Here is a 14,073-nt window from a genome sequence, read left to right on the forward strand (position 1 = left end):
AAAACGGCGCAATCCATTTCGGACTGCGCCGTTTTTTGTAGCCTATTTCTGCGATTATTTTTGCGAATCGGAAACGAACTTTTCGAAGTTTTCAAAATAGAACTTCGAGCGGTAGTCGCCGTTGTCCGCACCCAATTTCAGGAGGAATTTAGCGCGGTCGGCGTCGGTTATGAAATTCGTGCCGTTAATGTATTTTGCGGCAAGCCAGCGATAGGCGCGCACTTTCTTTTTAAGCTCGGCAAGCCACTTTTCGGCAAGCTTTTCGTCGCGCGGAACGCCGATTCCCTTGTCGTAGACGTAGGCGAGAAATTCCGCAGCCTCGCTTCTGCCGCGCTCGGAAGATTCCTCCAACAGGGCGATTCCCTGTTTGGCGTCCTTTTCGCAACCCGCGCCCACGACGAGCGAAAGCCCGCGGCGGTACAAGCCCCACGGCGAATGCGGCGCGTACTTTGCGTGCTCGTCGAGAAATTCGTTCGCCTTTTTCCAGTCGCGGAGTTTCGGATTCTTCGTATAGAAATCGTAGAATTCGCGGAGAATCGAAAGCGACGGAAAGTTCTTGCGCGAAAATTCAAGCCAACGCAATTTGCGCTCTGGGTTGTACTCCAAGCCGCCCTTGTTGTAAAGATTGGCGATTGCAACGGCATTCTTCGCGCCAGTTGGATACGTTTGGGCGAGCATAAGCTCCTCGGCCTTTTTGCGCAATTTTGCGGCTTCGGCGGGGTCGGATGGTCGCCCGATTCCCTTTTCGGCGCAGTACGCAAGGGCTTCGAGGGCGGGAACTGTTTTGGTCGAATACGGGCGTTCGGCAGCCTTTTCGAAATACTCCAACGCCTTTGCTACGTCGCGCGCCGTTCCCCTGCCGTTCAAATGGCAAAGAGCCAAATCGAAGTAGGCGTCGCGCGGAACATACGATAATTCCTTTTTGCAATAGTCGAAATAGCGGCTGAGGTTTTCGAAATATTTTTTGTCGTCTTTCAACTTCCAATTATTCTTGTAGACTTCGGCAAGCTTTTTGAAAAACCTGCCGTCGAGAGCCGCCGCCTGTTCGTAAAGCTCGACCGCGCGGGCGAAGTCGGGCGCAAGCCCGTTCGTGCCGCGCAGATAAAGCCGCGCGGCGTTCGCCAACATTCTGCCCGTCTTTGCTCCTGCGATATAGCGTTCGACAAGCGGTTTCAGCGCATCGTCGGGAAGCTTCGGGGCATTCTTGAAAAATGCAAAATTCGGCACGCGATCCGATACATCGATTGAAGCCAAAAGTTTGTCTGCTTTGTCGGGGTCGGCTTTCGTGCCGATTCCGTTTCGGTAGCAATAGGCGAGCCAGAATTGCCCCAGATTGTCGTAGGCGTAATTATTTTTAATGATATTAAAAGCCTTTTCGGGATTCTTTTCGCCGTCCTCGCCGCTCATTAACGAAAACGTATATTCATAATCCAGCTCAATGTTTACCTTTTTATTTTTTGCTTTTTTGGTATCGAGGAATTCACCCGAAGAATTGAAATTGTCCTTGCGCCAAGAGTAGAAAGATTTTGCAAGCTCGAGAATCTTGACCTCGCGCCCCGCTTCTGGATAATCCGACAATACCTGATATTTGTCATAGGCACTGTCTGCAATTCCCGCAAGGTTGCACAAATCAAGAAACTTCCCGTAGACTTCCGACTTCTCGCCGAAAAGCAATGAAATTTGGGATTTAGCATTGGAATATATATAAGAATTAGGATAGGGCTTGAGGGAATTTACGAGTTTTTCCATTTCGGAAAGCGCGACGGCTTTGTCGACCGCCATTCCTCTGCCCTCGTACTTGCAACAGGCGAGAGTAAGCTTCGCGTATTCGCCGCCGAACTGCGCCGATTCTTTGAACGATTCCACTGCGCTGCTCCAGTCGCCGTTTTCGGCTTGATAACACGCCTTCAAATTCTCGGCTGCAGCCCTGTCTTTGAGAGAATCACAAAACTCGAGTGCGTCGAAATAGCCGAACCAGCTGAGCAAATGCTTGGCTGCGTCCTTGTTCCCCAACTCTGCGGAGGTTCTCAAAAACTTTTGCATCTGCTTCGGGGGGATATAATAGTCGGAATAAGACCAAGTAACCCCTAACGCAAGATTTCGATAAAAATCGGCCCTTTCGGTAATCATAAGCCTGTTCAGCAGCGACTGGGCAAGTTTTTCGTCTTTCGGGAAACCGTCGGTTCCCAGAATTAGCCGCTTTGCAATCTGTCTCAAATTCCACTGATTCTGAATCTTCGGAAGGAATTTTTTCAACGCCTGCGAAAGTTTTTCCGAATCTCCGATTTTTGCATAATAACAAATCAACATTACGGTGGTAGTGGAATCGGAAACCTCGGTGTCAACGGGTGCAATTTCCTCCATCAATTTAACCGCCTTGGCACGGTTGGGGCTACTGAAAAAGCTGTCGGGGATGGTATCTCTGTAGACATTTTGGTTTCCGTATAACCAGTACGAAAGAAGGGATTGTTTTTCGTACAAGTTAAGTTTCCCCATTTCGTAAAGCTTTTCGAGCTGCTCGGCGGCAAGCTCTTTCATTCCGAAATTGTCGAAAGCACTTCTCAATTCGCTCGCCCTTCTGTCGGGCGGAAGGGTATCGAGGACTTTTTTCGCAGTTTCAAATTCCTTTGCATATTGCGCATCGTTCATAGTCAGAACATACATCCGCGTAGCCGCGAACGCGTCGAGTTCGTCGGCGAATTTCGAAAGAAACCCGATTAGCCGTTTTTTTGAAATGCCCTCTACTCCCATATTTTTGAGCGTAGAGTAATCAGACACCGCATTCCACGGTTGAAATTCCCGATTCCAATATCCGTCCGAATTCCAGATTTCCTTTGCGATATCCTCCCTGTTTATTTTGCAAAGCCGCGATATGGCACTTCCGAAAACATACCGATTGTCTTTCGTAAGAACCGAATAGGTCTCGGCATCGAGTTCGGGATAAATTTCGTCGGGCGAAGCAAACACAACTTTTGCGAAGTCGGGATTTGCGACTTTCTCGAACTGTTCCCTGTCGCCATCCAGAAAATAGATGTTGGCGAGCCTCTCGCGGGCGTACGAGCTTTTTTCGCTCTTCGACTTCAAGTCGGCAACGAGTTCGTCGAGCTTTTTTCGCGCCGCGGCGTCGGTCTTTGCGAGTTCCACAAGCGGCGAAACGTAGCCGAATTTTTCGTAAGCCGCCGACGCCGCTTTGAGTTTGTCCGAACCGAACATTGCCGAATAGTCGGCGTCCGCTCCGAAAAGCGGCGAGATTAAAAACAATAATGCGGGGTATAACATCGCTCTTTTCATACGGACGAGTTTAAACCTGCCGTTCAAAGTGTAAAGCAAAAAAAACGGCGTCCCGCTATGGAACGCCGCTTCGAAAAAATGCGCTGTCTGCTATCTTCCGCGTATGATGTGCGAAAGCCTTATCGCCGATTCCGCGCGGTTTAGAATATACAAGTGTATGCCCGCAACTTTGCGCTCTTTAAGCTCGGCAATCTGCTCTTTCGCCCAGTCCAAGCCTACCTGCGCCCCGCCGTCTTCGGGCGCGGCGCGGAGGCGTTCCACGAGCGCGTCGGGAATTTGCGTGGAGCACATCGACTTGAAGTTCATCACCTGTTTGAGCGACAGCGCGGGGAGAATGCCCGCAATCACGGGCTTGTCGATTCCCGCCGCGCGGCACTTGTCCACGAAGTTGAAGAAATGCGAGTTTTCGAAAAACATCTGCGTTATGACGAAGTCCGCGCCCGCGTCGATTTTGCGTTTGAGGTTGTCGATGTCGGCGTCGAGCGAAGCCGCTTCGGGGTGCTTTTCGGGATAGCCCGCGCAGCCGATTCCGAAGTGCGGGTGGCGCAACTTCACGAACTCCACAAGCTCGTTCGCATGCTTGAAGCCGTCGGGGTGCGGCACGAACGCCGTTTCGCCCTTCGGAGGGTCGCCGCGCAACGCCATGACATTGCGGAAGCCCGACTTTTCGAAGCGGTCGAGTATGGCGGCGATTTCGTCTTTCGAATGCCCGAGGCATGTGAGGTGCGGCATGATTTCGAAGCCGAAAATGTCGCGCAAAAGCTCGCCGTAGTCGAGCGTGCGCTCGCGCGTGGAGCCGCCCGCGCCGTATGTAATAGACGCATAGTCGGGCGAAAGCTCCTGCAATTTTTTAGCCGTGCGCAGAATCTGGCGCGCGCCCTCCTCGGTTTTCGGCGGGAAAAATTCGACCGAAAACACGGTCCTGCCGTTCGCGAATTTGTCTTTTATATTTCGATTGTTTTCCATGCAAAAATTTCTCCGTATCTTATTTTAATATTCTGTCCACCCTGCGCGGAATGGCGACCATGGTTTCCCACGGAATGCGGCTCGTCCAGCGGCTGTAATCGGCGAGGGAAATTTCCGCGCCGTTCTGCTCGCCGATGAACGAGACTTCGTCGCCGACGTGCGCGTCGACGCCGCTTACGTCGATGTACATTTCGTCGAGACCCACGCAGTCCAAAATCTTGCAGCGTTTGCCGCCCACGAGCACGCGGGCGTCGGAATTGAAGCCCGCGGGGACGCCGTCGGCGTAGCCCGCGCAGACCGAGGCTATTTTCTTTCCGCCGCGCTCGCCCACAGCCAAAATCCGCGCCTTGAACGCGAGCACGGAGCGCAGCCCCAAAGACTCGAAACCGCCGCCGTCGTCGAACGGATTTATGCCGTACTGCACAAGCCCCATGCGGACGGCGTTCAGCGGCGGCTCAATCGGAATATAGCTAAGCCCCGCGCTGTTGTGGATATGCAAAAGCATGTCGGGCGAGCCGTATTTGCACACGACTTTCCTGAAAATTTCGACCTGCCCGAACGTGTAGTCTCTGTCGGTGTCCGCGCTCGAAAGGTGCGAGAATATGCCGTTGATTTTCAGGTGCGGCAGCGAGAGGATTTTCGGAAAAACCTCGTCCGCCTTTTCGTGCCAGACGCCCGCGCGACCCATGCCAGTGTCGAGCTTGATGTGCGCACCGAGGATTTTCCCGCGCTTTGCGGCGAGTTCGTCGAACGCCTGCGCCTCGGCGTACGACGAAACCGCGGGCGTTGCGCCGTAGTCGAAAACCAGCGGGCGCTCCTCTTTGAGAATCGGGCTGAGCACCAGAACCTGCCTGTCTGAGACGACCTCGCGCACGCGCGACGCCTCGTAGAGGTTCGCCACCGCGAACAAGTCAGCCCCGCCGCGCAGAAAGCGGACAAGCGCCTGCGGCATGCAGTGCCCGTAGGCGTCCGCCTTCACGACCGCGACGTATTTCACGCCCTTCGGCAGCGAATTTTTAATGCTCCTGACGTTCGATTCGAGCCTGTCGAAATCGACCTCAATCCACGACCTCAAAATATGCTTGTTCACGATTTTATCAGCGACCATTTTTTTACAATTCTCCCGCGTGTCAAATTCAAATGCCCAAAAAACTTGACCGCCGCCCGTCCGACGCCGATTATCGTCCCATGTTCGAACGCATTTTTGAGATTTTCCGCCGAAACGAAACGCCAGCCGCCCGCATCGGCAGGCTGGGCGAAAACGCCGCCGCAAAATTTCTGGCGGGCGAGGGAATGAAAATCGTCGCCCGAAATTTCAGAAGCGGGCACGGCGAAATCGACATCGTGGCGCGGGACGCCGGCTGCCTCGTGTTCGTGGAGGTCAAGACGCGCTCCGAAAACGCGGTTGTTGACGGATACTACGCGGCGGTGTCGAAAAAGAAGCTCGCCGTTTTGCGCAAATGCGCCCGCGCGTTCATGTCGCGCATGCCGAACAAGCCCGACAACTGGCGTTTCGACGCCGTGGAGGTGCGCCACGACCGCGACGGCAAACCCGTCTCCGTAAGGCATTTTCCGAACGTGGGCTAAGCAGGCGCGGCGGGTCGGCTTCCGCGCGATTTTCGCGCCGCGGAGAAAGCGTAATTTCAAAAAATCCACGCGCCGATTTCGTCGGGGTTGCGCGGCTTTATTTGTACGGAATGTCTTGGAGATTGTCGGACTCTCCGCCCGACAGCGCGGCGAGGACTTCGCCCGCAAGGTAAATCGAGCCTGTCGAAACAATGGTCTCGCCGCGCGAGACCGCCGCGCACGCGTTGCCCGCCCCGAAAACGTCGGAAACTTTCGCCTCTACAATCTCGACGGGGCATTCGCCGAGGCACTTTCTGAGCGCGGCAAAGCCCAATGCGCGGGGCTGGTCGGGAACGAGCAAAATTATTTTCCGCGCGTATTTTTTCACCACTTTGAGCAGCGGCACGGCGCGTTCCTCGCCCAAAACGCCCACCGCGATTACGGGACGCACAGACTTCGGCAGCGACGCCAAGTTGCTTTCGAGAGTCCGCGCCCCCTCCTCGTTGTGCGACGCGTCGAGAATCAGCTCCGCGCCGTTCGCGAGCGGAATTTTCTGCCAACGCGCCGCCCACGAAACGTCGAGCAGCGCGGAACGTGCGGCGGACTCCTCCAAGCGCGAGAATATTTGCGGCGCAACGCCCGCCGCCGCGCGTTCGCGCAAAACCCTTGCGCACAAAACGGCGGTCGCGGCGTTCCTGCGCTGGTAGTAGCCGTAGAGCGAAGTTTCGGGCAGGTCGGAATCGTTCGGGAAAAAGTCCTCCGCCTTGTAGAGCGGCGCGTGTTTTTCCGCCGCGACCTCCTCCGCAACCCGCATTGCCTCTGGCGGCAAAAATCCGCAAACGACGGGCACGCCCTCCTTTATTATCCCCGCCTTTTCCCGCGCGATTTCCGCCACGGTAGAGCCGAGCATTTGAATGTGGTCAAGCCCCACGGAGGTTATCACGGAGAGTTCGGGAAGAATGATGTTTGTGGAGTCGAGCCTGCCGCCCAAGCCGACTTCCACTACGGCGCAATCGACGTTTTTTTCGGAGAAATAAAGGAACGCCGCCGCCGTCATGTATTCGAAAAACGACGGGTATTCGGCGATGTTTGACGGGTCGAAAACCGAGTCCGCAACTCCGCGCAGTTTCGCCGCGTAGCCCACGAGGTCGGGCTTCGAAACGGGAACGCGGTTCACCTGAATGCGCTCGCCCAAATACGTCAGGTGCGGAGAGGTGAACATGCCGACGTTCAGCCCGCGCCCGCGCAAAACGCGTTCGAGCATTGCGCAGACGGAGCCTTTGCCGTTCGTTCCTGCGACGTGGATTTTCGGGTAGCCGTTCTGCGGGTTTCCGAGCGCGGCGCAGAACGCGCGAATGCGGTCGAGCGAATACTTCGAGCCGGCGTTGCGCAGCGCGTAGAGGAAGTCCTCTGTTTTTTCGAAAGCGGAAAAGTCGTTCATTTTAAACGGCGCATTTTGAACCCGACCGCCCGACGCTTCAACGCTAAAATTGCGAAGCGGCGATTTTCACCGCCGCCCCGCCGCGTTTTGCGGACTTTATTTCACCCTGATTTCGTTGTCGCCCGCGCGAAGTTTTGTCTTTGCGCCGCGCCATTCGAATTCGCCCCCGACGGGCGTTTTTATCGAGCCGTCGATTCCGCCTTCGAGGTTCTTTCTGAACATCACCCTGATTTCGCCTTTCGGGTGCGGAATTGTTCCCGAAATTTCCTTCAAGTCGCCCAGATTCGGCGACACGCGGATTTTCGAGAACCCGTAGTCGGCGGGCATCACGCCGCACACAAGCGACAGCAGATGGTAGTTGGGGCTTGAACTCCACGCGTGGCAGTCGGAGCGCGACGGTTCGGGAGTTTCGGCGAAAGTCGTAAGCCCCGCGCCGAGCATGTCGCGCCACTCGCGCAGCTGCGGCAGGTAGAGGTCGCCCATGCCGACCTTGCGGAGAGCCTCCATGAGGTAGAATTTGAAATAGATTGTGCACGGAGTCATCTCGCCGGATTCGAGGACTTTTTTCATCAGCGCGGGCTGTTCCGATTCGTCCAAAACGTCGGCGAGAATCGCCAAAATGTTGACGTGCTGGCTTGTGGATTTCGCGCCCGCGTAGTCGACAAAAATTCCGCGTTCGGCGTCCCAACACTTTTCGCGAACCGCCTTTGCGATTTCCTTGTAGCGGGCGTAAAATTCGTCGGCGTCGTTCGGGTAGCCCATTTTGCGCATGAGAACGGAGGCGTCGCGCATGGCAATCGCAAGCTGGAGGGTTGTTATCGCCGAGCCTTCGTTTTCGCCTTCGGGCGGAACGCCGTGCCACCAGCCCTCGGAATTTGCGCCCTTTGTCTTTTCGCTCCAATCGACGAAATTCCAGAACGGAAGCCTCGGTTTGAGCAGCCCGCCGTCGAGCTGTTTTGTGTACCACGCAAGCACGGAGCGGACGCCGATGAGCTTGTCGGAAAGGAAGTCGAAGTCGCCGCGGAACATGGCGTAGTCGCAAATCATTTCAATCCAGTAGAGGGAAAACGGCGGAATGAACTGCGTGAGGCTCGACGGAAAGCGCGACTGCGTTATGTTCAGGTGCGTGCGCGAATTGTCGAACGCGGTAATCGCCTGACGCATCAGCCTGTCGTCGCCGGAAACGTACAGCGAAATCAGAGCCTGAATGCGGGTGTCGCCCGCGTATTGAAGCTGCTCGTAGTAGGGGCAATCGACGTAGGTTTCGAGGGCGCAGAGACGCGCGGTGCGCCAACCGACCTCCCAAATCTTCGCAAGCGACGCGTCGTCGGAGTCGAACTTGCCGTTTTCCTCGAATGGGTAGCCCGTGAAAATTCCGTACATGTCCTCGATAACGAGCGGCTCGCCCTTTGTCTCGATGTCCAAGCCGACGTACCTGTACGTCCTGAACCACAGGGGCGAAAATTCGCGCGACGCCCCGCCGTCGGGACGGAATATGTCGAAGACTTCCTCGCTTGCGTTGAAGTCGCGCCCCTCGATTTCGTCGCGGTTGCCCTTGATTCCGCTCTTGTCGAACATGCCCTCGGCGTAGTTTACCTTTACAACCGCCCCCGCGCCCTTCGACGTTTTCAGCACGGGATACGCGTTCGTCAAAACGCCGTTGTCCAAAAGCACGCGGCACTTTGTGTTTGCGGGAATTTCGAACTTTTCGCCGGCTATGAAATTCGGGACGGCTTCGACCCCCGAAAAACGGCGCACGCTCTTCATGCGCACGGGCTTTTCCTCCATCTGGGGAATCTCGCGCGGAGTGAGGGCGCGCCCAGCCTCTCCCCAGGCCGAAGCGCAAGTGTACGCCGCGCCGACATACTGGGCGTTGCGCCAAGAGGAGTCGTCAAAGTCAGGCTCAGTCCAGCCCCAGTCGTACTTCGACGCGTCGATATTGTCGCCGGGGCCTGTGTACCAGCGGTTGCGGGTGGGCGAAAACGCCGCCGACTTTTTCATTTTCCACTTGGAGGGCGTTGCCACAAAGTTTTCGGCGTCAGTCGCGCCGTCGAGCACAAACGAAAGCCTCTCGGAAATCTGCGCCTTCGGTGCGTTCTTGCCCGCATGCCAGACGAGCGCGGCTATGACGTTTTTGCCAGACTTCAAATGCGGGGCGATGTCGAGCGTGTCGAAATACCACCTGTCGAGGTCGCCGCGGGCGGGCCCGCGCGCAACGCGCCTGCCGTTGACGTACAGCACAAAACGCTGGTCGGCGCTCACGTTGATTTTGAAGCTTTCGGGCTTTTTGGGCAAATCGAACGAGCGGCGGAAATGCAGCACGCGGTATTCGGGCGTGTAGTAGGCGGGGTCTCCCGCCCATTTTGCCGTCCAAATTTTTGTGTGGATTTTGCGGTCGAAGTCTTGCGGCGTCGCAAAAGCCGCAGCGCAAACCGCAAGCGCGGAAACGGTTAAAAGCAGTTTTCTCATATATAGTATCTTTTCAAATTCGATAAAAACAAACGGCGCATTATTGTCAACATATTCCAACAAAACTGTTATTCATCACACAATTTGCGATTTTGCTTTTCGGCGGCAGGCGCATTTTCCGCGCGGGGACAAAAAAACCGCAGAATCGACTGCGGTTCGAAGGGTAAATTCTGCGCGGGAAATATGCCTACTTTATCGATTTCGGCGCGGGCACGGAAGAGTCGAGCCGCAACTGCTCGTAGTACGCCGCCGCCTCCTTGTCGCCCTTTTTTGCGGCGGCGGCAAAAAGCTCCATGGCGCGTTTCGTGTCCTTCTTCACGCCCGTGCCGTTGGCATAGAGAATGCCGAGATAGCGCATGGCGTCGCGGTTGCCGAAGTCGGCGGCGGCAGTCCAAATCGAGAAGGCTTTTGCGAGGTCGGGCTTTACGCCCTCGCCCGTGAAGTAGCAGAGGGCAAGATATACCTGCGCCTGCAAATGCCCCTGCTCGGCGGCGGCTTTCCAAAGCTCGAACGCCTTTTGAGGGTCGCGCTCGCGCACGCCCTGCCCCTTTGCATAGGCAAAAGCAAGACAAAACTGAGCCTTGGGGTGGTTCTGCTTGGCGGCCTTGTCCCACCAGAAAACGGCAGTGTTGACGTCGGGCAAAACGGAAATTCCGCCACTGTACGCCTGCCCCATGAGGTATTGAGCCTCTGGGTCGCCGCGCTTGGCGGCTTCAAGCCAGTAGGCGACAGCCTTGGGCCCGTTGCGCTTTACGCCGTTTCCTGCGTACCAAGCCGCGCCGATGTTTGTCAAGGCGCGGGCATTGCCGTTTTGGGCGGCTTTCTCCCACCAGGCAAAAGCCGTCATGTAGCGGGGCGAGAACTTGCCGCCGCCGCCGTCGGCATAATATTCGCCGATTTCGTTCTGGGCAACGGCGTCGCCCTTTTCGGCAAGCTTCAACTTGGCGTCGAAATCAAACGCGTCGGCAAACACACACAACGCACACCCAATCGACATCAAACTTACTACTATTTTTTTCATTAACCCCGTATTCTATCGACATACAATATAAACAGTCAATTAGATATTGGAATAGATGAAAAGAAAAGCGGAAATCCACAAACTTGGAATCTCCGCTTACCAATAAGCCCAACTTTTATCCCAACGCATTTTAAAAATCTTCGCGCCGTGCGCTGTAATTTTAGAGGCGTCAAAATGCCCCTATAAGAGTGGCTTTGCGAGTGGCTCAGGGTGCGTGGCGTACGCGGCAATCCCTAAACTACGGTAGCTGTGCGAAACGCCCAACCAAACTTTTATCCCAAAGCATTTTAAAAATCTTCGCGCCGTGCGCTGACTTGTTAGAGGCGTCAAAGTGCCTGTATAAGGGCGGCTTTGCGCGCGGCACAGGGCGCGTAGCATACTTGGCGTATGTAAGCGGTCTGGGTCGCGCGTGAAACGCCCTTAGACTGGTGCTTTCACGCCTCGTCTACGATTTCGAAAAACACCGCCGGTTCTTTCAGCTTGGAGGTGTCGAGGTCTATTATCATCTTGCCGTCCCTTACCTCGAAGTTCACCTCTTCCGCCCTCTTGCCCGTGATTTTCAGCGCGTAAACTTTGTACTTTTTCGGGGCGAAAAGCCGCGCAAAAAAGTTCTGATCGGGCAGTTTGAATTCCGCCGAAAGCCTGCCAGTGCGCACGATAATCGGATACGAACCCACACTTACGAGCGTCATGCGGTCCATCGAAAGCTCGCAGCCGGTGGAGGCGTTGTCGGTGTTATAGACAAGCACCATTCTGCCGCTGTCGGCAAGCGGCCTGCCGTCCACGGACACAACCGCGACCGACGCGGGAACGCTCGACGACTTCACCGAAAGCCTGTCGAGATTGATGTCGCGCGTGTTTTCCTTGACGACGACTGCCTCCGACTTCGGCGTGATAACCTTGACCGTTCCCGCGTTCAAATCGAGCGTGATTTCCTTCGTGTCGGTTTGATAGATGTTTTTTGCGGGGTCGGAGATGTTGTCGGCAGTGAGGATTCTGTCGCGTTTGAGGGTCTTGGCGGCGGCGGCTATGTCGAAGTCCTTTTTCTCCATTGCGGGAGCGGGACCAGAGCCGTTGCCCCAAATGTTTTTCGCCGCGCCCATGGGCTTCCATTTGATGTCGGCGGGCTTTACGGGAATGTTTTTCAGCTCGTCGATTTTCCGCGCTGAGGGGAAATCGATGCCGAAGCCCGTCATGAACGCAAGCTTCGCCTGCTCGTGGTTCATGCCGCGCCCAATCAGCGGCGACGACTCGACATACTCCTTGTTGTAGACGACGTCCACCCTGTGCGGGCTGGGCTTGACGTCGCCGCGGTAGAACAGGAAGCAGCTGAGAAATTCGTTGGCGCGGTAGACGGGCGAGTTGAACACTTCGAAAGAGCCGAGCCTATGCGGAGCCAACGTGGAAACGGCTTCGTCGTGGACGGTGAGGTTGTCGAAATCCTGAAAGGCGGAGTACGCGGGGAAGAGGACGCCCGCCTCGTGCTTGTACTGGTTCCAGTGCGAGTGCTGGTATTCGGTTACGGCGTACGGACGCCCCGCGATTCTCTTGTTTGCGGCGTGCAGCCAGTAGGCGGCGGCGTAGTCGGGCGTAAGCGAGCTGCCCTGCCCCACGCACGAGCCTTCGCTCATGAATGCGCTGGGATGGCAGAAATAGAGGTTGTTCGCCATGTAGCTGCCGGCTTCGGCGCTCAGCATGTAGACGTCGGTGCGGATTACGCAGTTGTGCTGGTGGAGCGGCGCTTTCATGCCGATTTCATTGCGCACGACGTTCTCGCAGAACTGCTGCATTTCGCGCGTGGAGTCGAGCACGAACTGCGGAATGTCCACGGGGTTTCTGTGCTTTTCGAGATTGAACGGGCGCACTTCCGCAAAGCTCTTGAACGACGTTTTCCAAGCCTTGTTGAGCGCGTCGATTTTCCCGTATTTTTTCTGCGCCCATTTCTGGAACGCGGAGTCTCCAAAAGCCCTGCCCTTTGCGGTCATGCCGTGGTGGAAGGGAAGAAGGGTGTCAAGCTCGTTGAAGTATTCGATTGTCGCAATGGAGGGGTCGTCCTTCCAAGCCTTGCCCGTGTAGGGGTTGACGTGGTTGAGCTGCATGTGGACGAACTTGCGCCACGCCTCGCGGACGGTCGGGTCTCCGAAAATGAAGAGCGATTTGGTGTCGAATCGGTCGGACCAGTCGAAGCCGATTTCGCCGACATCGTGGCTTGCGAGCATCCAGTGCGAGTAGACGCCCTCGCGGGCAAGCGCGAAAATCAGGTAGTCGTAGAGGTCGCGGACGTCTTTCTTCATTTTGAAGGGGGCTTCGAATTCGCGCGGATACATCGAAATGCGCCAGCGGAGCATGTTGTAGCCCTGCTTGCGGAATTTTTTGACGTAGTTGTCGATGTCCTCGTGCGTCTTGATTTCCCTGCCGAACCTGTTGCCGGGGCGCGAGTTTGTGCCCTTGAATTTTACACGTTCGTCGGGCTTGCCGGCAAAGGCGAAGTGCCCGTCCTTGTTGACAATCAGCCTGCCGAATTTGCCCGCGGGAGCGGGAGTCATGAGGTTCGACATGTCGAGCGCGGAGCCTGCCTCAATTTCCAAGTCGGACATATCGACCGCCTTCCACTCCTGCCCGCCGAGCCGGCAGACCAAGCCCGTGTTGACTTTCACATTCGAGAGCGTAATGCCGACGATGTTCCACGAAACGAGGTTGCGCGGCTCGAATTCAATCTCTTCGACGCCGCCCGCGCGGATTTGGTTAATAGGCACTACCGAAATGTAGAGGTAAGGCTCGCCGTTTTTGCCGCCGTAGACGGGTTTTGAATTTTCGAGCGTCCGGCTTTTCGACATGCTCGCGGTGTCGAGGAAAAGCTTGGGATAAGTGCGAACTTCGCTGCGCTTGTTGCGGACATAGAGGAATGAAACGTTCTTTTTGGGATTGTCCTTTTTGATTTTGTCGCCGCGGTTCGAAAGAATATAGAGGTACTTGTAGCTGTCCCTGCTTGCGGGAACTTTCAGGACGGTCTTCTTGCGGGCATCGAGGCGCATGACGGAGTCGCCCACTTTAAAATCTATGCCGCCGAAGTTGCGGACTTCTCCCGCTTTCAGCCCGTTAATCGGCATGTAGTCTCCCTCGATGTTTGCCGTAAGCGGCGTGTTGCCCGCAAGCTCCACGAATTTGAATTTTGCCGCCGCCGTCGCCGACAGAGCCGACAGCACGAACACCGCAAGCGACAGCCATAACTTTTTAGATATGCCCATAGTGTATAGTTTTGTAGATTAATAAAACTCCCCCGCATACGTTTGATACGCAATCGGACTAACGTTTGCGC

Annotated in this window: 8 protein-coding genes; 1 reads left to right on the forward strand and 7 read right to left on the reverse strand. The window is 55.8% G+C overall.

The window, feature by feature from the left end; translation table 11 throughout:
• Window positions 1-54: 54 nt before the first annotated feature.
• From P3B99_001625 to alr, 3 genes are all read right to left on the reverse strand, one after another.
• On the reverse strand, window positions 55-3,291 hold the full coding sequence (locus P3B99_001625; protein WYJ07829.1) for an SEL1-like repeat protein: 3,237 nt from the start codon (window positions 3,289-3,291) through the stop codon (window positions 55-57).
• A gap of 90 nt (window positions 3,292-3,381) precedes the next feature.
• Complete coding sequence (gene metF / locus P3B99_001630; protein WYJ07830.1) at window positions 3,382-4,257, reverse strand: methylenetetrahydrofolate reductase [NAD(P)H]; 876 nt, start codon at window positions 4,255-4,257, stop codon at window positions 3,382-3,384.
• A 19-nt stretch (window positions 4,258-4,276) separates the two neighbouring features.
• Window positions 4,277-5,365 carry an alanine racemase gene (gene alr / locus P3B99_001635; GenBank protein WYJ07831.1) on the reverse strand — a complete coding sequence of 363 codons (1,089 nt, stop codon included), beginning with the start codon at window positions 5,363-5,365 and terminating at the stop codon, window positions 4,277-4,279.
• An 80-nt stretch (window positions 5,366-5,445) separates the two neighbouring features.
• Here alr and P3B99_001640 point away from each other — a divergent pair, with 80 nt between their 5' ends.
• On the forward strand, window positions 5,446-5,844 hold the full coding sequence (locus tag P3B99_001640) for a YraN family protein (GenBank protein WYJ07832.1): 399 nt from the start codon (window positions 5,446-5,448) through the stop codon (window positions 5,842-5,844).
• Window positions 5,845-5,941: 97 nt separating this feature from the next.
• Here the strand turns inward: P3B99_001640 and P3B99_001645 are convergent, their stop codons facing one another.
• The 4 genes from P3B99_001645 to P3B99_001660 all read right to left on the reverse strand — a co-directional run bounded on the left by P3B99_001645 (window position 5,942) and on the right by P3B99_001660 (window position 14,002).
• The gene (locus P3B99_001645) at window positions 5,942-7,264 is read right to left on the reverse strand and encodes a folylpolyglutamate synthase/dihydrofolate synthase family protein (protein ID WYJ07833.1); all 1,323 of its coding nucleotides are present in this window, start codon (window positions 7,262-7,264) and stop codon (window positions 5,942-5,944) included.
• 96 nt (window positions 7,265-7,360) lie between these two features.
• Complete coding sequence (locus tag P3B99_001650) at window positions 7,361-9,733, reverse strand: alpha-L-rhamnosidase N-terminal domain-containing protein (protein WYJ07834.1); 2,373 nt, start codon at window positions 9,731-9,733, stop codon at window positions 7,361-7,363.
• 187 nt (window positions 9,734-9,920) lie between these two features.
• Window positions 9,921-10,754, reverse strand: a complete 834-nt coding sequence (locus tag P3B99_001655) for a tetratricopeptide repeat protein (protein WYJ07835.1) — start codon at window positions 10,752-10,754, stop codon at window positions 9,921-9,923.
• A gap of 434 nt (window positions 10,755-11,188) precedes the next feature.
• On the reverse strand, window positions 11,189-14,002 hold the full coding sequence (locus tag P3B99_001660) for a beta-galactosidase (GenBank protein ID WYJ07836.1): 2,814 nt from the start codon (window positions 14,000-14,002) through the stop codon (window positions 11,189-11,191).
• Between the last annotated feature and the right edge of the window lie 71 nt (window positions 14,003-14,073).

Source organism: Opitutia bacterium KCR 482 (assembly GCA_029269845.2).
Classification (GTDB): domain Bacteria; phylum Verrucomicrobiota; class Verrucomicrobiia; order Opitutales; family Intestinicryptomonadaceae; genus Merdousia.